At 64.0% G+C, this 18,455-nt stretch carries 17 protein-coding genes; 8 read left to right on the top strand and 9 right to left on the bottom strand.

The annotated features are described in order from the left end of the window. Nucleotides 1-92: 92 nt before the first annotated feature. Together M2427_RS03435 and M2427_RS03430 are read right to left on the bottom strand one after the other, a co-directional pair. Nucleotides 93-1,595, bottom strand: a complete 1,503-nt coding sequence (locus M2427_RS03435; protein ID WP_280704752.1) for an NAD(P)/FAD-dependent oxidoreductase — start codon at nt 1,593-1,595, stop codon at nt 93-95. Between the two features lie 122 nt (nt 1,596-1,717). Continuing rightward, nucleotides 1,718-2,476 (bottom strand): trypsin-like serine protease, encoded by a 759-nt coding sequence (locus tag M2427_RS03430; RefSeq protein ID WP_280704751.1) that lies wholly within the window; start codon nt 2,474-2,476, stop codon nt 1,718-1,720. 86 nt (nt 2,477-2,562) lie between these two features. Here M2427_RS03430 and M2427_RS03425 point away from each other — a divergent pair, with 86 nt between their 5' ends. Then, nucleotides 2,563-3,198 (top strand): HAD-IA family hydrolase, encoded by a 636-nt coding sequence (locus tag M2427_RS03425; RefSeq protein ID WP_280704750.1) that lies wholly within the window; start codon nt 2,563-2,565, stop codon nt 3,196-3,198. A gap of 6 nt (nt 3,199-3,204) precedes the next feature. On the opposite strand, the gene mtnA is transcribed toward M2427_RS03425, so the two are convergent. The 3 genes from mtnA to M2427_RS03410 all read right to left on the bottom strand — a co-directional run bounded on the left by mtnA (nt 3,205) and on the right by M2427_RS03410 (nt 5,768). Beyond that, the gene (gene mtnA / locus M2427_RS03420) at nt 3,205-4,314 is read right to left on the bottom strand and encodes an S-methyl-5-thioribose-1-phosphate isomerase (protein WP_280704749.1); all 1,110 of its coding nucleotides are present in this window, start codon (nt 4,312-4,314) and stop codon (nt 3,205-3,207) included. A gap of 30 nt (nt 4,315-4,344) precedes the next feature. Beyond that, nucleotides 4,345-5,220 carry an S-methyl-5'-thioadenosine phosphorylase gene (locus M2427_RS03415; protein WP_280704748.1) on the bottom strand — a complete coding sequence of 292 codons (876 nt, stop codon included), beginning with the start codon at nt 5,218-5,220 and terminating at the stop codon, nt 4,345-4,347. Nucleotides 5,221-5,495: 275 nt separating this feature from the next. After that, nucleotides 5,496-5,768 carry a phosphopantetheine-binding protein gene (locus tag M2427_RS03410; RefSeq protein ID WP_280704746.1) on the bottom strand — a complete coding sequence of 91 codons (273 nt, stop codon included), beginning with the start codon at nt 5,766-5,768 and terminating at the stop codon, nt 5,496-5,498. A 358-nt stretch (nt 5,769-6,126) separates the two neighbouring features. Between M2427_RS03410 and M2427_RS03405 the strand changes: the two genes are divergently transcribed. The 4 genes from M2427_RS03405 (at nt 6,127) to M2427_RS03390 (ending at nt 12,283) form a co-directional block, all read left to right on the top strand. Further along, complete coding sequence (locus tag M2427_RS03405) at nt 6,127-7,344, top strand: acyl-CoA dehydrogenase family protein (protein WP_280704745.1); 1,218 nt, start codon at nt 6,127-6,129, stop codon at nt 7,342-7,344. 39 nt (nt 7,345-7,383) lie between these two features. Next, entirely contained in the window at nt 7,384-8,361 is a 978-nt protein-coding gene (locus tag M2427_RS03400) for an amino acid--[acyl-carrier-protein] ligase (RefSeq protein ID WP_280704744.1), read from the top strand. 36 nt (nt 8,362-8,397) lie between these two features. Continuing rightward, on the top strand, nt 8,398-9,273 hold the full coding sequence (locus M2427_RS03395; protein WP_280704743.1) for an acyl-CoA acyltransferase: 876 nt from the start codon (nt 8,398-8,400) through the stop codon (nt 9,271-9,273). Nucleotides 9,274-9,415: 142 nt separating this feature from the next. Continuing rightward, complete coding sequence (locus tag M2427_RS03390) at nt 9,416-12,283, top strand: PAS-domain containing protein (RefSeq protein ID WP_280704742.1); 2,868 nt, start codon at nt 9,416-9,418, stop codon at nt 12,281-12,283. A 152-nt stretch (nt 12,284-12,435) separates the two neighbouring features. Here M2427_RS03390 and M2427_RS03385 read toward each other — a convergent pair whose 3' ends face one another. Further along, nucleotides 12,436-14,130: a bifunctional diguanylate cyclase/phosphodiesterase gene (locus tag M2427_RS03385; protein ID WP_280704741.1), complete on the bottom strand. Its 1,695-nt coding sequence runs from the start codon at nt 14,128-14,130 to the stop codon at nt 12,436-12,438. Between the two features lie 219 nt (nt 14,131-14,349). On the opposite strand from M2427_RS03385, the gene M2427_RS03380 reads away from it, so the two are divergent. Then, entirely contained in the window at nt 14,350-14,610 is a 261-nt protein-coding gene (locus tag M2427_RS03380) for a hypothetical protein (protein WP_280705204.1), read from the top strand. Nucleotides 14,611-14,658: 48 nt separating this feature from the next. On the opposite strand, the gene M2427_RS03375 is transcribed toward M2427_RS03380, so the two are convergent. The 3 genes from M2427_RS03375 to mtgA all read right to left on the bottom strand — a co-directional run bounded on the left by M2427_RS03375 (nt 14,659) and on the right by mtgA (nt 16,497). Continuing rightward, the gene (locus M2427_RS03375) at nt 14,659-15,315 is read right to left on the bottom strand and encodes a hypothetical protein (protein WP_280704740.1); all 657 of its coding nucleotides are present in this window, start codon (nt 15,313-15,315) and stop codon (nt 14,659-14,661) included. Nucleotides 15,316-15,468: 153 nt separating this feature from the next. Then, nucleotides 15,469-15,651, bottom strand: coding sequence for a 50S ribosomal protein L32 (gene rpmF / locus M2427_RS03370; RefSeq protein ID WP_007598106.1), 183 nt, complete (start codon nt 15,649-15,651; stop codon nt 15,469-15,471). A gap of 171 nt (nt 15,652-15,822) precedes the next feature. Continuing rightward, nucleotides 15,823-16,497 carry a monofunctional biosynthetic peptidoglycan transglycosylase gene (gene mtgA / locus M2427_RS03365; protein ID WP_280704739.1) on the bottom strand — a complete coding sequence of 225 codons (675 nt, stop codon included), beginning with the start codon at nt 16,495-16,497 and terminating at the stop codon, nt 15,823-15,825. Between the two features lie 161 nt (nt 16,498-16,658). Between mtgA and M2427_RS03360 the strand changes: the two genes are divergently transcribed. Continuing rightward, the gene (locus M2427_RS03360; protein ID WP_280704738.1) at nt 16,659-17,582 is read left to right on the top strand and encodes a farnesyl diphosphate synthase; all 924 of its coding nucleotides are present in this window, start codon (nt 16,659-16,661) and stop codon (nt 17,580-17,582) included. Nucleotides 17,583-17,764: 182 nt separating this feature from the next. Continuing rightward, nucleotides 17,765-18,451, top strand: a complete 687-nt coding sequence (locus M2427_RS03355; RefSeq protein WP_280704736.1) for a DUF1345 domain-containing protein — start codon at nt 17,765-17,767, stop codon at nt 18,449-18,451. The last annotated feature ends 4 nt before the right edge of the window (nt 18,452-18,455 follow it).

Raw genomic sequence — 18,455 nt, 5'->3', positions numbered from 1 at the left:
GTGACCAGCTCGCAACACAACTACTCGCTGGGGTAATGGGTCCTGGCTTTCGCCAGGACGACACTGAAATATGGTGTTAGCGTCGAGCCCCCTCACCCGTACACAAACGCCTTATCATCCAGATCCGTCTTCGGGATCTCGTCCTTCTCGGTCCAGTAGTCCTGGCTGTGCTGCCATTCCGGCTTGTCGCCGCGCTTGGGCAGCAGGTTCATGTTGCGCATGATGTAGCCGGGATTGAAGTTCTCCGGATCGATCCAGGGCAGGATCGGCATGTTGTGATCTTCGGGGCGCAGGGCCACCTCGACCTTCTTCTTGCCCTTTGCCTTCATATGGCCGAGCAGGCGGCAGACGAAGTCGGCGACCAGATCGACCCGGAGCGTCCAGCTCGCTCGGAAATAGCCGAACACCCAGACCATGTTCGGCACCCCCGTGAACATCATGCCGCGATAGGTGACGGTGTCGCCGAAGGCGAGCGGCTTGCCGTCGATCGCGAAGGCGATGTCGCCCAGCGCCGAGAGATTGAAGCCGGTCGCGGTGACGATGACATCGGCCTCCAGCAGCTTGCCGGATTTGAGCTGGATGCCGTTCTCGACGAAGCTTTCGATCTCGTCGGTGACGACCGAGGCCTTGCCGCTGGCGATCCCCTTGAACAAATCGGCATCGGGCACGAAGGCGATGCGCTGCCGCCACGGACGATAGCTCGGCGTGAAATGCGTCTCGACGTCGTAGTCCGGACCGAGCACGGCGCTGATCTGGCCGATCAGCTCCTTCTTCACCTGTTCCGGCTTGGCGAGGCAGAGCTTTGTGAACGCATCCTGCTCGAACAGGATCTTGCGGCGAACGATCTCGTGGATCCAGGTCTCATCGATCTGAAGCCGGCGCAATTCCTCCGCGATCTCGATGGCGTTGCGGCCCAGCCGGAAGTAGGTCGGCGAGCGCTGCAGCATGGTCACATGCGCGCAGTCGTCGGCGATGTTCGGCACCAGCGTCGCCGCCGTCGCGCCTGAACCGATCACCACGACCTTCTTGTCCTTGAGGTCGATATCGTCAGGCCAGGTCTGCGGATGGACGATGCGGCCCTTGAAACGATCCATGCCCTTCCATTCCGGCGTGTAGCCTTCCGAATGGCGGTAATAGCCCTGGCACATCCAGAGGAAGTTTGCGGAGAAGGTCTTGGCCTCACCGGTGTCCGTCGTCACCGCCTCGATGGTCCAGAGATTCTGCTCGCTCGACCAGCTCGCCGAGACGATCTTGTGCTTGTAGCGGATGTGGCGGGCGATATCGTTGTCGTCGATCACCTCGTTCATATAGGCGAGGATTTCCTCGGCGGTCGCGATGGGCGGCCCGACCCAGGGCTTGAAGCTGTAGCCGAAGGTGTGAAGATCGCTGTCGGAGCGGATGCCCGGATAACGATGCGTGCTCCAGGTACCGCCGAACGTCGCCTGCGTTTCCAGAATGACGTAGCTCGTACCCGGCAGTTGCTTTTCGAGGTGATAAGCGCTGCCAATGCCGGAGATGCCGGCGCCGACGATGAGCACGTCGAAATGTTCTGAGGCCTGTTTGGTGGTGGCTTGACTGCGAACAGCGACATTCATTGTTGTTTCTTTGCCTTGTCTTTTTCAGGCCGCCTTTCACTGGCAGCGCGTTTCCTCCGCGACGGACATAGTCGCCCATCGCGCTTCCCTTGCAAAATGACATAGATCAAGTCGCGATCAAGTCAAAGCGCCGCGCCCCAGCTCCGCGCCGTCTGCAGGATCCAGTCGCGATAGAGCGTCAGCGGCGTGACCCCGGTCAATCCGCCACAGCCGACAGCGCCGTTTGGCCCCGTCGACCAGCTGATGACGCCGACGAGAACGGCACCATCAGGCTTGTCCTCGAACACCGGACCGCCGGAATCGCCGGTGCAGGCGCCGATTCCGTCACGAACACCGTTGGTTACGGGATCGACCAGGCGAATCTGGAACGTGCCGGGCTGACCTGTCGCAACGAGACCGGCAACGCGAATTGCACCGCCGCTCTTGCCATCGCCACGCACGGTGACGCCGATACCGGCGATGGTGAAACGACTGCCGACCCGAATGGGAATATTGGGCGCGCCCACCGGCACCGTCGATTTTCCCTTGAGTGGAATTTCCAGTTGCAGCAATGCCACGTCGGCGGTGGCGCGATGCGCTTCCATCGCCTGCATGTTGAAACCCGGATGAATCGCGACGGTGCGCACGTTCAGCAATTGCGGCGCGCCGTCAGCGCCACGATCGACGATCTTGTAGTCGACGCCGGGCTGCACGCAGTGCGCGACCGTCAGCACCAGCTTCGGCGCAATCAGGCTGCCGGTGCAGAAATTGCCGCGCGAGCCGACGATGGTGACAACCGCACGCGCAACGCCTTCCGTCTGCGGCGTGCCGCCGCCGACGATGGCGCGAGCGGGCGCGGTGAGCAGCAGCGCGGCGGTGATGAGAGTTGCGAGCTTCTTCATGGGAACACGCTCTTGCGTCGGCGGGACTGGCCCTCGCCGATAGCGCATGCTAGCCGTCTTGGAAAGCAATTGACGAGGGCAGGCGAGTGACGATCGAGGCTGTGATCTTTGATTTTGGCGGCGTGTTGACGAGTTCGCCGTTCGAGGCATTCGCGCGATACGAGACCGAGCGCGGCCTGCCCACGGACATCATCCGGCGCACCAATGCCGCCAATCACCTCGAAAATGCCTGGGCGAAGTTCGAGCGCGCCGAAGTCGATATCGACACATTCGATAAGCTGTTCGCGGCGGAATCACTCGCGCTCGGCGCCGAGGTGCGCGGACGCGACGTGCTGCCGCTGCTCCAGGGAGATTTGCGCCCCGAGATGGTCGATGCGCTGAAGCGCATCAAAGCCAAGTTCAAGACCGGCTGCATCACCAACAATCTCCCGGCCAACGCGATCGGCAGCATGACCGGCCGCTCGCTCTACGTCGCCGAGGTGATGGTGCTGTTCGATCACGTCATCGAATCCGCCAAGATCGGCTTGCGCAAGCCGGACCCGCGCATTTACCAGCTGATGGTCGAGACGCTGAAGGTCGACCCCGGCAAATGCGTTTATCTCGATGACCTCGGCGTCAATTTGAAGCCCGCGCGCGAGATGGGTATGACCACGATCAAGGTCGCGAGCGGCGCGCAGGCCATCGCCGAGCTCGAGGCGGCGACAGGGTTGAAGCTCTATTAGCCGGAACTACTCCGCTGCAGTCGCGATCCGCTCGGGGAAGGCAGCCGCCAACGAAGCACGATCCGGCTTCAGCACACCGCGCTCGGTGATGAAACCGGTGACGAGGCGTGCCGGTGTCACGTCGAAGGCGTAATTCGCGACCGGCGAGCCTTCGGGCACGATGCGCACTGTTTCCAGCCGGCCATCGGCGGTACGGCCGGTCATATCGGTAACTTCCGTGCCGCTGCGCTGCTCGATCGGGATATCGCGGATACCGTCATTCACCGCGAAATCGATCGTCGGCGACGGCAGCGCGACATAGAACGGCACGTTATTATCATGCGCGGCCAGCGCCTTCAGATAGGTGCCGATCTTGTTGCAGACATCGCCATTGGCGGCGACGCGGTCAGTCCCGACGATGGCGAGATCAACCATGCCGTGCTGCATCAGATGCCCGCCGGTGTTGTCGGGAATCACGGTGTGCGGCACGCCGTGATGGCCGAGCTCCCAGGCTGTGAGCGAAGCGCCCTGATTGCGCGGACGGGTCTCGTCGACCCAGACATGGATTTTGATGCCGCGCTCATGCGCGAGATAGATCGGCGCGGTCGCTGTGCCCCAGTCGACGGTGGCGAGCCAACCGGCGTTGCAATGGGTCAGCACATTGACCGTCTCGCCCGGCTTCTTTGCCGCGACGATCGCCTCGATCAAAGCAAGGCCGTTGGCGGCGATGCCGCGGTTGATCTCGACATCCTGCTCGACGATCTCATCGGCGCGGGCATAGGCCGCCTCAGCACGTTCGACCGGATCGATCGGCACGAGTGCCGCGCGCATCTCATCGAGCGCCCACTTCAGATTGATCGCAGTCGGCCGCGTCACGACCAGCACGTCATAGGCGCGCTTCAGGCCGGCATCAGACGGGTCCTCGCGCATCGCAAGCGCCATGCCATAGGCGGCCGTGGCGCCAATCAGAGGCGCGCCGCGCACCAGCATGTCGCGGATTGCGACTGCCGCGCCCTCGCACGTGGTCAGCTTCGCAATGATGAACTCATGCGGGAGCCGGCGCTGGTCGATCGCGCCGACCGACCAGCCGTCGCGCTCGCGCCAGATGCTGCGGAAATGCCTGCCGTCGACCTTCATGGCCTCATGCCTTTTCGTTCTTCTTGCGTCTCAACCGCGCAGGATGCGCCCGGCCACCGCATCCAGCTTCTTCAGAAGCTCGGGATCGCGCGCCTCGGGCGCTGTGATCAGCGCGGTGTCGAGCGCACGGTCCGAGCCGATCGGGCACGGCTCATGCTCGCGCGGAAAATCCCTGGCGAGCCGCGCCACCAGTGACTTTGCCTTGTCGGCGTTGGAGGTCAGCACGCGGATGATATCCTGCACGGTGACTGCGTCGTGATCGGGGTGCCAGCAATCGAAATCCGTCACCATTGCGACTGTCGCGTAGCAGATCTCGGCCTCGCGGGCGAGCTTTGCCTCCGGCATATTGGTCATGCCGATCACGGAGTATCCCTGCGTCTTGTAAGTCATGCTTTCGGCATAGGTGGAGAATTGCGGTCCCTCCATGCAAACATAGGTGCCGCCGCGCGCGATCGCGATCCCCTCGGCTTCGGCCGCCGCAGCCAGATTGACGCGCAGTCGTGGCGAGACCGGATGCGCCATCGAGACATGCGCAACGCAACCCTTGCCGAAGAACGAGCTCTCGCGCTTATGGGTACGGTCGACGAACTGATCGACCAGGACGAAAGTGCCGGGCGGCATCTCCTCCTTGAAGGAACCGCAGGCCGAGAGCGAGATCAGATCGGTGACGCCGGCGCGCTTGAGCACGTCGATATTGGCGCGATAGTTGATGTCGGACGGCGACAGCCGGTGACCCTTGTCGTGTCGCGGCAGGAATACGATCGGCAGGCCTGCAATGGTGCCGCGCCGCACGGGTGCCGAGGGCTCACCCCAGGGGCTCTTGATCACCTCTTCGTGCGCGCCCTCGAGGCCCGGCAGATCGTAGATGCCGGAGCCGCCGATGATGCCGAGTACCGCCTGTGTCATGCCTGCTTACCCCTGTCCGCCACGTGCGACATGGTTAAGCTATGCCAGTTTTGCGGCGGTTTTGAAACGGGGGTGGATGGAGCCTGTGATTCTATCGTGAGGAGCGCATGCGCTCACCACAGATTGGGTGTCGTCCTGGCGAAGGCCAGGACCCATACCGCGCAATCTTTCGATGGGAGGAGCTGCTGGTCCCGAACGTCTAACCTTCGCCAAACGCCGCCCTGGGATAATGGGTCCTGGCTTTCGCCAGGACGACTCCGGGGAAGCAGTTGGGACTAAGCCGCAGTCGCCAGATTCAACTGGGTCGCGACCATGCGTTCCAGTGTCTCGACCGACTGGAAATTCTCGGGCGTGATTTCGGCTTGCGGAATCGTGAAGTCGAACTCCGCTTCGACACCCAGCATCAAATTGACCATGTCCATCGAGGTCAGGCCTGCATCGACGAGTTTGGTCTGCGGCGTGACATCAGCGGTGAGCGAGTTCTGCTCGAGAATGCCCTTCACCAGCTTGATGATGCGTACGCGCACATCGGTGTCGAAGCCCTGCATGGTTAACTTCCCATCTGTCTACAAAAGGTACGACCAGTTGCCGGGTACGATGGGCACCGCGGGCCGATCCTGCAATGGGCGTCACCATTACTTCCCGTTTCTTAGTAAACGATGACTCAGATTGTCTGGAATTCCGGTTTTCTCCAAAACCCTAACGTGATGATCGAAATACGCGCCATGCAAACAACCCGACCTTAACTGTTCGTTCGGAATTGGAGTCTGTTTACCCTCTATTTCATCGACGAATTTGAATTAAATCCCTAGCCTCATCTCACAAGCAAAGATGGTCGGAGGATCGCTTGCACGGCATCGCGAATGATGCCGGCGATCCCAAACGACAAAGCGGAGGCGGACGAGCATGAACGTGCGTGAAGCAGTCATCACTGTCGACGAAACGCAGACGAGCCTCCTCGAGCAGGGCCCCTCCCTCATCGAGCGTGCGGCTCGCACGGCCGCCGTGGCCGCGGCCGACGCCGATGGCGTCGATCGCGACGCCCGCTTTCCCCACAAGGCTTTCGACATAGCGCGTGAGCAGAAGCTGCTCGGTGTCATGATCCCGGTCGAGTTCGGCGGCTTTGGTGCCTCCATCCACGACGTCGCCGACATCTGCTACACGCTCGGGCGCGCCTGCGCTTCAACCGCGATGATCTACGCGATGCACCAGACCAAGGTCGCCTGCATCGTCAGGCATGGCCATGGCATTCCCTGGATGGAAACCATGATGCGCCGGGTCGCCCGCGACCAGTGGCTGCTCGCCTCCTCCACCACCGAAGGCCAGAACGGCGGCAACATTCGCGCCAGCGCGGCCGCTGTCGACCACGCCGGTGACACCGTCTCGCTGGTGCGCGACGCCACCGTGATCTCCTACGGCGCCGAGGCTGATGGTCTCGTCACCATCGCTCGCCGCGCCACGGAGGCTGCCGCCTCCGACCAGGTGCTGCTGGCACTCGCCAAGGACGATTATTCGCTGAAGCAGACGCAGGGCTGGGAAACGCTCGGCATGCGCGGCACCTGCTCGACCGGTTTCGAGCTGAAGGTCGATTGCGCTGCCGACCGCGTCTTCCCGGAAGCCTACGACAAGATCCACGCTCAAACCATGACGCCTTTCGCACATCTGTGCTGGTCGTCGGTATGGGCCGGCATCGCCGCGGCCTCAGTCACGCGTGCACAGGCTTTCGTCCGCAAGGCGGCCCGCAACTCTGGCGGCCAGATGCCGCCGGCCGCCGCTCACTTCACCGCCGCAAAGATGTCGCTGGCAAAGCTGCGTGCGTTGATATCAGCCAATCTCGACGCTTTTGCCCGAGCCGAGCATGACGAGCGCGCGCTCGGTTCGCTCGACTTCCAGTCCTCGATCACGCTGCTGAAGGTGCAGGCCTCCGAGCTCGCCGTCGAGACCGTGATGCATGCGATGCGCACCAACGGCCTGGCGGGCTACCGCAACGACGGTGAGTTCACCATGGGTCGCCACCTGCGCGACGTGTTGTCGTCGCCCATCATGATCAACAACGACCGCATCCTCGCCAACGCCGCCACCTCGACGCTGATGAGCGGCGTGCCATTGAGCCTTCGTGACTAAACCAACAAGAACAATTTTGGAATAGCAGGACATCGAACCATGAACATTGCCGTCCTCCCGGATTCACCCGAGACCGCGCCGCAGATCGCGGATCCGCTCGATCATCTCGCCGACAAGTTGTTCCATCGCATGGGCGCCGACGGCGTCTATGCGCGCACCGCGCTCTACGAGGGCGTCGTCGACAAGCTTGCCGCGCTGATCACGAGCCACCGCGAAGCCGGCACCGAGGCGATGCGTTTCCCGCCGGTGATGAGCCGCGCCCAGCTGGAAAAGTCCGGCTACCTCAAGAGCTTTCCGAACCTACTCGGCTGCGTCTGCGGCTTGCACGGCACCGAACGCGAGATCAACGCCGCGGTGAGCCGCTTCGATGCCGGCGGCGACTGGACGACGTCACTCTCGCCGGCCGACCTCGTGCTGTCACCCGCCGCTTGCTACCCGGTCTATCCGATCGCCGCGAGCCGCGGTCAATTGCCGAAAGGCGGCCTGCGCTTCGACGTTGCAGCCGACTGCTTCCGCCGCGAGCCCTCGAAGCATCTCGACCGACTGCAATCGTTCCGGATGCGCGAGTATGTCTGCATCGGCACGCCCGACGACGTCGCCGATTTCCGCGAGCGCTGGATGGTGCGCGCCCAGGCGATCGCGACCGATCTCGGCCTGACTTTCCGCGTCGACTATGCCAGCGATCCCTTCTTCGGCCGCGTCGGTCAGATGAAGGCGGTGAGCCAGAAGCAGCAGCAGCTCAAGTTCGAGCTCCTGATTCCGCTGCGCTCGGAAGAGCAGCCGACCGCCTGCATGAGCTTCAACTATCACCGCGAACATTTCGGCACGACCTGGGGCATCCAGGACGCCAATGGCGAGCCCGCCCACACCGGCTGCGTCGCCTTCGGCATGGATCGTCTGGCCGTCGCGATGTTCCACACTCACGGCACGGATGTTTCCGCCTGGCCCGCCAAGGTGAGGGACCTCCTGGGCATGCAGCCAATCGCGGCTGACGCCCACGGCGAAGGCTGGCGTTAAGCGAAGGGGCCGACCATTTCCACGGGTAAGACGAGCGTGATTCACACCAAGGTCCGATGTCGCGAGATCACCGAGTCCGATGTTGAAGCCATCGCGGACTTGCTGACGCGCGGCTTCGTCGGCCGCTCGCGCAACTATTGGATCCAGGGCCTGCGCCGGCAGGCCTTCCGGCCGGTGCCGGACGGCTATCCGCGCTTCGGCTACATGCTCGACAATGACGGCGAACCGGTCGGTGTACTGCTGCTGATCTACACCACGCGCAAGGATGGCGAGGAGATCGCCGTCCAGTGCAACCTCTCGAGCTGGTATGTCGAACCGGCCTACCGCAATTACGCACCGCTGCTGACCAAGATCGCGCAGCGCCACAAGCATGTGACCTATCTCAACATCAGCCCGGCAGTGTGGACCTGGCCGATCATCGAGACGCAGGGCTTTCGTGCCTATTGCCGTGGCCTGTTCTTCTCGGTGCCGGCGCTGTCGCGCGCGCCGCGCTGGAGCAAGATCGAGGTCATCTCCCAGCACACCAGGCAGATCGAGGGCCTGTCCGAGGCCGAGACCGAGTTGCTGACGCGGCATGCGCGCTACAATTGCCTCAGCCTCGTCTGCCGCACGCCGAAGGGCGTCTTCCCTTTCATCCTGCAACCGGTACGCATCCGCCGCGGTTTCATCGCGCCGCCGGCGATGCAGCTGATCTACTGCCGCAGCGCCGCCGAATATGCCGCCTGCGCCGGTCGCATCGGCCGCCTGCTGCTGCGCCTCGGCAAGATCTCGGTGATCGTCGATTCCAACGAGCCCATCGCCGGCCTTGTCGGTATTTATACCGAGCGGCGCGGGCGAAAGTATTTCAAGGGCCCGCATCGGCCGCGGCTTGGCGATCTCACCGATACGGAGCTCGTGCTGTACGGGCCGTAGAAGCGGTGCGCGCACAATCTCTTCACCGCCAGTCACCCTCCGTAAACTACGGCGCTTAAGGGAATTTTCCCGCCTCTTCGCTACCCTCGGCGGCTGACTTACGTTGCGTTGAGTCTATTGCCGCCGGGATCCTGCTGACCCAATGACGTCGACCCGCGAGAACGAGTTCGATGCACACCGCGAGCAAGGCCGGCAGGCGCTGCTTTCGCTGAGCCAGCTCGCGCTTGACGGTATGGAACAAGGCGTATGCGTTTACGACGCCGACAATCGGATCGTGCTGGTCAACCGCCGGTATATCGAGCTGTTCGACATGTCGGCCGATATCGTCCGGCTCGGGACGAGCTACCGCGATGTGCTCGCCCACAGCGTGGCGCGCGGCAACATCCCTGAGAGCGAGCTCGACGAACTCTACGCGGCGCGGATCGCATTGATCAGAGCCGGCAGGCCGTTTCGAACCCGGCAGACGCTTGCCAGCGGCCTTGTCATCACGCTCGAACTGAAGCCGCTTCCCGACGGCGGCTGGATGACGATCTGCGACGACGTCAGCCGGCTCGCGCGCCTTGAGACCGAGCTGCAGCTTCAGACCGAACGCAGCCAGCATGCGCTGGCGCACATGTCCCACGGCCTCATCATGTATGACGCCGACAGCCGCGTCGTCGTCTGCAACGAGCGGTTCCTGGATCTCTACGATCTCGACCCGGCAATCGTGAAACCCGGTGCGACGCACGACGAGGCGATCGCGCACTGGCTCTCACGCGGCAACCTCGCCGGTATGTCCGGCGGCGAATTTCGGACTCTCCGGGTCAACGACGTCAACACGAGGAACCCGCGACCAATCCTGGTGACTCGCTTCGACGGTCGGAAGATCCAGGCGGTCTCCCGCTTCATGCCTGACGGCGGCTGGGTCACGGTGCACGAGGACGTCACCGAGCAGCTCCAGCACGAAGAAACGCTGAAGCAAAAGAATTTCATGTTGGATGCCGCGCTGGAGAACATGGCGCACGGGCTCGCCTTCTACGACAGCGACATGCGCCTGCGCGTCTGCAATTCCACCTACCAGAAGATCTACCGGCTGTCGCCAGAGGAGAGCAAACCGGGCACGCATCTCTCCGAGCTGATCGAACGGTCGATGGCCAACGGCGCCTTCGCGTCCGAGTACAGCCCGCAGCAGATTACGGAAACCGCCCGCGCCCGGATCGAGAACAACGATTCCTCGCCGATGCGCCGCCGCATGATCAACAATACGGTGATCTCGGTGCGCTATTGCGCCCTGCCCGAGGGCGGCTTCGTCGCCACCTATGAGGACATTACCGAACGCGAGCGCGCGGTCGAGGAGCTCAGCGAGCAATATCGTCGCTTCGACGCGGCGCTGAACAATATGAGCCAGGGCCTGTGCATGCTCGACCCTAGCCTGCACGTGATCGTCTGCAACCGCCGCTACATCGAGATGTACGGCCTGTCGCCAGACGTCGTGAAGCCCGGCGTCTCGATGCGCGAGATCATGGAGCACAGCTGCGATCTCGGCATCCATCCGAACACGACCGCCGCAAAACTCTATGCCGACTATGTCGAACGGCTGCGCGAGGGCGAGCACACGCTGCACCGCCATTTGAGCGACGGCCGCATCATCAAGCTCAACCACAAGCGGATGGAGCATGGCGGCTGGGTCGTCACCTATGAGGACGTCACCGAGCGTCACAAGGCCCAGGCCCGGGTCGCGCACATGGCGCGGCACGACTCTCTGACTGACCTGCCCAATCGCACGCTGTTCCGCGAGAAGATGGGCGAGGGGTTGAACCAGGTCGCGATCGCCGGCGGCGCCATGGCCGTGCTGTGCTTCGACCTCGACAATTTCAAGACCGTCAACGACCGTCTCGGCCACGCCGCCGGCGACCGGCTGCTGCGCTGGGTCGCGGCGCGGCTGAGGGAGAATGTCGGCGAGGACGATACCGTCGCCCGCCTCGGCGGCGACGAATTCGCCGTGCTGCAGCGCGGACCGCAGCCGCAATCGGCCGAACAACTCGCGCGTCGCCTGGTCGAGATCATCGGCCATCCGCCGCCGCTGGAAAGCCAGTCGATCCATGTCGGCGTCTCCGTCGGTATCGCGATCGCGCCCGATCACGGCCTTGACGCCGACGAGCTGATGAAATGCGCCGACCTTGCGCTGTATCAGGCCAAGGCGAAGGGGCGCGGCGCCTATCAGCTGTTCGAGCCCGCGATGGAAGAGCAGGCGCGCAGCCGGCACGCGCTCGAGCACGATCTGCGCGGCGCGCTGGAAGCGAGCCAATTCCATCTGGTGTTCCAGCCGCAGGTGCGGCTCGACACCACAGAGCTCACCGGCTTCGAGGCCCTGCTGCGCTGGAAACATCCGACGCGTGGTTTAGTTTCGCCGGCCGAGTTCATTCCGATTGCCGAAGAGAACGGGCTGATCGTTCCGATCGGCGAATGGGTGCTGCGCACGGCCTGCGCGACAGCGGCCTCATGGCCCGGCCTCACGGTCGCGGTGAACCTGTCGCCCGTGCAATTCCACTCGCGCGGACTCGTGGCCATGGTCACGAGCGCGCTTGCGGAAGCCAGGCTGCCGCCGCAGCGGCTCGAGCTCGAGGTGACCGAAACGGCGCTGCTCGACGACAGCGAAGCCACGATCGAGACCCTGCATCAGCTTCGCGCACTCGGCGTGCGCGTCAGCCTCGACGATTTCGGCGTCGGCTATTCATCGCTCAGTTACTTGCGCAAATTCCCGTTCGACCGCATCAAGATCGACCGCTCCTTCGTCGGCACGCTCGGTGAAAGCCCTGAAAGCGTCGCCATCGTCCGCACCATCGCGAGCCTCGGCTCCGTGCTCGGCGTCGAGACCACGGCGGAAGGCGTCGAGACGGTGGAGCAGCTCGACTTCGTCCGCGAGTGCGGCTGCACCGCCGTGCAGGGATATTACTTCGGCAAGCCGTGTCCGGCGGCCGAGGTCGGCCGCACCATCGAGACGCTGAACGCGGTCCGCCGCGTGGCGTAAGCCCTCGCCTTCGCGAGCTGTCACGAAAACAACCCCATGCACAGTAGAAATGGCATTGATTTCAAAGGAGAATTTCTTGGAGTTGCGGTTGACCCGTGACGGCGAAGCTCTACGCCATTAAGGTATCATAGTAGGTCACTCCGCACGATATCTCAGCTTGCGGCGGGCAGCACGCTGTCCGGCGGCGCGCCCCACGGGCGCTCGGCTGACGCCAATCCGATCAACCGGCCCTGGATGTAGTCGCAACCCCAATCGCGCAGCATGGTGGCGGCGTCCTCGTCCTGCACCCATTCGGCGACCGTCTTGATGTCGAGGCGGCGGGCGAGGTCGATCAGGGTCTGCACGAAGGCGCGGTCGTCGGCGGAATGGGTGATGTTCTGCACGAAGGCGCCATCGATCTTGACGATATCAACGCCGAGCTTGCGCAAATTGCGGAACGACGTGTAGCCGGCGCCGAAATCGTCGATGGCGATGCGGCTGCCGAAATTCTTGAGCCGGCCGACGAAGGCGCGGACGTCGTCGATGTCCTGGATCGCAACGGTCTCGGTGATCTCCACGATCAGCCGCTCGGCGACGCCGGGGTGAGCACGCATCAGCGATTCGATGCCCGCCCACCAGTCGGGATCCATCGTTGTGTCAGGCGAGATATTGAGGCTGAGGCTGACGTCCGGCGCGGCCGCGAGCTCGGCGACGACGAGCTCGAGCACGCGATGATCGACCAGCCTGATCAGGCCAAGCCGCTCGGCGACCGGCACGATGTCGGGTGCGAGCAGCACCTGGCCGTCGCCCTGGTCCATCCGCACCAGGCATTCGTGGAATGCGCGTTCGCGCGAGGCCGCCGACACCACCGGCTCGTAGGCGAGCCTGATACGACGCTCGTTCAGCGCGGTGACGATCTCGTCGGTGACGCGAATATTGACGCGGCGCTGGGCGTCGCGCGCAGGATCCGGACGCCATGCGGCGAACGAGCCGACACGGCGGCGCTTGGCGGCATCCAGCGTCTCCTGGGCGCGGTTGATCGCCTCGTCGGCATTGCGGGCATAGCGCGGCAGGCTGACCGCGCCGATCGAGACGGTCACCGAGACCGGGCCGGACTTGGTCGGCACCACCTCGTCACGGATGCCGGCGAGGAAGCGTTCGGCTGCGACATTCATGTCGTCGACGGTGCAGTTCTTCAGAATCAGGCCGAACTTGTTGCCGGAGAAACGACCGAGCACATCACCGCCGCGCAGGCGCGCGCGAATGCGCATGGCGACGTCGAGGATCACGGCGTCGGCAACGTCGAAGCCGAAGGCATCGTTGACGCGGGCAAGATGATCAATGCCGACCAGCATGAAGGCGGCGGTCGAGCGGAAACGGGTGGTCTCCTCGATCGCCTCGGCCAGCGCCGCGATCAGGTGTGAGCGATTGAGCTCGCCGGTGAGCGGATCGAGCCGGGCAAGCTTGGTCAGCTCCTCGTCGCGCGCGTGCCGCTCGTTGTTGATGCGGACGGAGCCGATCGCGCGGACCGGGCGGCCGTCGGCACCGGCGAACCAGCGGCCGGTCTCCTCGATCCAGACCACCGGATCGGACGCGCTCATGCGCACGCCATATTCGACCCGGTAGGGCGTGCCGTCGGCACCGTGCACCGCGGACGTCTGCGCCAGCGCTGCGGTCCGCAAGCCCTGCGCGGGCTCGATCAGCTTGGCGAACTCGGCACCGGTCGCGAGCCGCTCGGCGGGAATGCCGGGGAAGATGGCGCTGGCCTGCTCGCCCCAGACGATGGCGTCGCTGGCGATATCCCAGACGAAAACGGCCTGGCCGAGGGCGGCCAGGATCTCGGAGGCTTGCGGCAATGCTGGGGTCAAAAGCGCCTCGTTTCGGGACAGCGGGGAGTCCTGAGCCGGCACAGGATACGGCCAGATTCGTCCCCGACCCTAGGCAAAGTTCATAAACAATTTGGAAACCACGTTCCCGGGCCCCTCGGAACGGAATAGGCTCGGCCGGCATAGGCCTTGCGAGACCATCACATGCACCGGCGCCAGCGTCCCAAAACGCGCCAGTACAACCGGATCAGCGGTGTTGCGATGGTGAATGTGGATCAGTTCGAAGACACAACGCGGGAAGCGAGTACCGCGCTGGTGCCGCTCACGCCGGTTTTACAGCTGGTCCGCAAGGTGCCTGTGACCCGTCCCGATCCGAGCTTCGTCACCCAGCTGATCGCCAATGCCGAGCATCTGCCCCAGGCAAGCCGACTGCGCCGCGGCTCCTCCGAGGACGCACTGATGGCCTATGGCAGCAAGCGCCCGCTTCCCAGCGTCACCTCGCGCACGCGGCAGGTGGCGTAGCCAGCTTAGAAAACGATTGTCGCCCACGGTCGGTGGATCAAGAGATCGTCATGCCCGGGCTTGTCCCGGCTCTTCGGGCGAGGACGGCGTGCCATTGCCCGGCTGCAAATGCGGCGAGGCAATTTCCGGCGACGGCGCGATAACAGGCTTCGGCGCGGGGTGGTCCATCAAAATGGATTCCGCAACCGACTGCGCTGAGGGCGCGGGCGGGACGGGCGCGGGCTGCGGTACGGGCGCCGGTTCGAACTTGGGTTCGGGTGCCATTTCATCCGCCCGTGGCTCGGCCTGACGCTTGGCCTTGCGCGGCACTGTGACGGTCTCTGCGGCGACATAGGCGATGCGCCGGCGCGTACGCTGGGCGATGCCGCCGAGGAAATCGGCCATCGAAAGCAGCACCAGCAGGAAATAAGTGGAGTTGCCGAATTTGGGCCACATCACAAATTCGGCCGCGGCAGCGCCGAAGATGATCAGCGACAGCAGATGGTCCATCAGGAATTTCGCACCGGGCCGCGCGCCCTTGACCACTTCGAGCAGCAGCAGCAGCACGCCGAGCGCGAGCAGCAGATCGGCGAGCGTGACCGGCCAGGCTTCGCCCGTGATCATCGGCACCTTGAACAGCACGTCCGAGAAGGACACGCCGGGCATCAGGAAGGCGATGATGTTGTAGACCGCGAGCGGAATCAGGAGCAGCGGGAAACCGACCATCGGCAAGGCGCCTTCTCGATCAAGATGTCCGGGCAAGACAACGCGACGGCGAAGCATCCGCTCCGCCGCCGTCACCGTCATATCTCATGGATTGGCCGAAATCAGGCAGGTCACGTGATCCTGATTGAGGATCACCCTGCCTGAGAAGAGTCTTTAGGACTCTTTCTTCTTCAGGACCTGACGGCCCTTGTACATGCCGGTCTTGAGGTCGAGATGGTGCGGACGACGGAGCTCGCCGGAGTCCTTGTCTTCCACATAGGTCGGCTTCTTGATGGCGTCTGCCGAACGGCGCATGCCACGGCGCGACGGCGAAGTTTTACGTCTCGGAACGGCCATTTCAATATCCTCTAGGGATTGGTGTTCATCCGGGCATCGTCCGCGAGGGGACGGCTCTGCACCCGCAATACGAGGCGAGCTGAATGCCGATCAAGGCCGGGCTTATAGAGGAAGGCTGGCCGTAAAGCTAGGGTTCTGGAGCGGAAAATACGCCCGGAAAAGGGCCCGAAATCAGCGATTTTCCCGCCAGCAGGTCAAGAGCGTGGAGGCCTGCCCTCTGGCCACATAGGTCCCGGCCAGCCGCCTGACGCCCGGCCCCGGGGCCCTGGCGCTGCGTTTGACCGGATTCGGCAGGATCGAGGCCAGCAGGGCCGCCTCGCGGGGGGAGAGGTTTGCGGCCGACTTGCCGAACGCATAGGCGCTGCCCGCCTCCGCCCCGAACTGCCCCTGGGGGCCGAGCTCGGCGATGTTGAGGTAAATTTCCAGGATCCTCTGCTTGGGCAGGACGAGATCGATCCACAGCGCCAGCGGGAATTCCAGCGCCTTGCGGACGAAATCCCGCCCCTGCCAGAGGAACAGGTTTTTCGCCACCTGCTGGGTGATGGTGGAGGCACCGCGGAAGGCGCCGCCGTCCTCCTGCGCGTCGTTGATTGCCTCGCGCAGCGCGCCCCAATCGATACCGTGATGCTTGCAGAAATGGGCGTCCTCGGCGGCCACCACCGCGCGCGGCAGATAAGGCGACATCTCGGCCAGATCAATCCATTCCCGATGCATCGGCGCGCCCGTCAGCGAGCGCCAGGCCATCAGCGTCGAAACCGGATGGCCGGTGCGGTAGAACGGCGCGATCACATAGGGCGCGAGCGCCACGATCGCGAGCGCTACCAGCAGGATTTTGACGATGCGCAAATCGACCTTTCCGGCGCGAAACGAAACGCGGCCACGGATCCCGGCATTAAGTCTGTGATAATTCGGGCCTTTTCCAGCACTTTTTAGGCCTTCCAAACGATTGACTGGGGCGGGCGCATAAAGGATTGTCCCGCCGAATTTTAGTTCTGGAGCCCTTCTTGATGACCGGCACGTCCCCGTCCGATTTCGCCAAGCGTCTGGACAAGACCGCTGATGACACCGAGGCCTTGCTCGGGCGTCTGCTGTCGGACGACATCCTGCACGATGAGATCGCCCGCCCCAAGCGGCTGATGGACGCCATGCGCTATTCGAGCCTCAATGGCGGCAAGCGCCTGCGGCCGTTCCTGGTGGTCGAGAGCGCAGCCGTGTTTGGCGTTCCCCGCGAAGCCGCCCTGCTCGTGGGTGCTGCACTCGAGTGCATTCATTGCTACTCGCTGATCCATGACGATCTGCCGGCGATGGACAATTCGGATCTGCGCCGCGGCCGCCCGACCCTGCACAAGCAGACCGATGACGCCACAGCGATCCTCGCCGGCGATGGCCTGCTGACGATCGCTTTCGACATCATCACCCGCGACGAGGTCCATCGCGACGCCAATGTGCGGCTGCTGCTCACGCGCGCATTGGCGCGCTGCGCCGGCATCGGCGGCATGGTCGGCGGCCAGATCCTCGATCTCGCCGGCGAAGGCCGCTTTGGCGGCAACGAGCCGATCGACGTCGCCCGCATTCAGCAGATGAAGACCGGCGCGCTGCTGCGCTACGGCTGCATCGCCGGCGCCATCCTCGGCCAGGCCTCTCGACAAGAATATCAGGCGCTCGACGATTACGGCCGCGCGCTCGGCGAAGCCTTCCAGATCGCCGACGATCTGCTCGACGTCGAAGGCGATGCGGCAGCCCTCGGCAAGCCCGCCGGCGCCGATGCCGCGCTCGGCAAGACCACTTTCGTCACCCAGCTCGGCATCGACGGCGCCAAGCAGCGCGTCCGCGACCTGCTGGCGCGCGCCGACGGCGCCATCTCGATCTTCGGCGACCGCGCCGCCGTGCTGCAGGCCGCCGCGCATTTCGTGGCCGAGCGGAAGAATTGACACGGGGTCATCACCTCTCCCGCTTGCGGGAGAGGTCGCGCCGAAGGCGCGGGTGAGGGTTCTCTCCTCTCGGGGTTCTCGCGAGCGGAGAAACCCTCTCCCCACCCCTCCCCCGCAAGCGGGGGAGGGAGCGCACCCACGATGCGGCGACAACGCGAGTTGACCGAGAGGTCGTAGGGATTATGGCAATCGACAAAGAAGACCCCGTCCTCGCCCGCTTCCACCAGATGTCGCGGCCGATGCGGCTGATCTACGCACGACCGCGGACCTTCATCTCGCTCGCCGTCGGCATCCTCGTCTGCCTGCTCATCCCCGGTTCGTACCGTCTGGTGACGCGGCTGCTGTTGGGCTGGGACGCGCTGATCGCGGCCTATCTCGTGCTGGTTTACACGATGATGCTGTGCAACGACCATCAGCACATCCGCCGCGCGGCCGCGATGCAGGACGATGGCCGCTTCGTGATCCTGCTGGTGACGGCGATCGGCGCATTCGCCAGCATTGCCGCGATCGTCTACGAGCTGGGCACGCCGCACCGCGGCGCCATGGAGTTGACGATCGCCATCAGCACCATCGCACTCTCCTGGGCGGCTGTGCACACCACATTCGCGCTGCATTACGCCCATGATTATTACCGTTATCCGCCCGGCGGCTTGCAGTTCCCGAGCGGCGACAAGGACGATCACGCCGACTATTGGGACTTCGTCTATTTCTCGTTCGTGATCGGCATGACCGCCCAGGTCTCGGACGTCGGTATCACCGACAAGACCATCCGCCGTACCGCCACCGCGCACGGCATCGTGTCGTTCATCTACAACACGGCCCTGCTGGCGCTGACGGTGAACATCGCGGCGAGCGCGATCGCGACATGATCCC

It is taken from the genome of Bradyrhizobium sp. BR13661, from assembly GCF_029892425.1.
In the GTDB taxonomy this organism is placed as follows: Bacteria; Pseudomonadota; Alphaproteobacteria; order Rhizobiales; family Xanthobacteraceae; genus Bradyrhizobium.
This window is presented reverse-complemented; position numbering and strand designations above follow the sequence as displayed.

Bases quoted from the DNA above. Each gene is read 5' to 3' on its own strand.
- M2427_RS03355 (WP_280704736.1), top strand. From the start codon at position 17,765: ATGGCAATCGACAAAGAAGACCCCGTCCTCGCCCGCTTCCACCAGATG.
- M2427_RS03430 (WP_280704751.1), bottom strand. From the start codon at position 2,476: ATGAAGAAGCTCGCAACTCTCATCACCGCCGCGCTGCTGCTCACCGCG.
- M2427_RS03435 (WP_280704752.1), bottom strand. From the start codon at position 1,595: ATGAATGTCGCTGTTCGCAGTCAAGCCACCACCAAACAGGCCTCAGAA.
- M2427_RS03400 (WP_280704744.1), top strand. From the start codon at position 7,384: ATGAACATTGCCGTCCTCCCGGATTCACCCGAGACCGCGCCGCAGATC.
- M2427_RS03375 (WP_280704740.1), bottom strand. From the start codon at position 15,315: ATGGTCGGTTTCCCGCTGCTCCTGATTCCGCTCGCGGTCTACAACATC.
- M2427_RS03415 (WP_280704748.1), bottom strand. From the start codon at position 5,220: ATGACACAGGCGGTACTCGGCATCATCGGCGGCTCCGGCATCTACGAT.
- M2427_RS03380 (WP_280705204.1), top strand. From the start codon at position 14,350: ATGGTGAATGTGGATCAGTTCGAAGACACAACGCGGGAAGCGAGTACC.
- M2427_RS03360 (WP_280704738.1), top strand. From the start codon at position 16,659: ATGACCGGCACGTCCCCGTCCGATTTCGCCAAGCGTCTGGACAAGACC.
- M2427_RS03410 (WP_280704746.1), bottom strand. From the start codon at position 5,768: ATGCAGGGCTTCGACACCGATGTGCGCGTACGCATCATCAAGCTGGTG.
- M2427_RS03405 (WP_280704745.1), top strand. From the start codon at position 6,127: ATGAACGTGCGTGAAGCAGTCATCACTGTCGACGAAACGCAGACGAGC.
- mtnA (WP_280704749.1), bottom strand. From the start codon at position 4,314: ATGAAGGTCGACGGCAGGCATTTCCGCAGCATCTGGCGCGAGCGCGAC.
- M2427_RS03390 (WP_280704742.1), top strand. From the start codon at position 9,416: ATGACGTCGACCCGCGAGAACGAGTTCGATGCACACCGCGAGCAAGGC.
- rpmF (WP_007598106.1), bottom strand. From the start codon at position 15,651: ATGGCCGTTCCGAGACGTAAAACTTCGCCGTCGCGCCGTGGCATGCGC.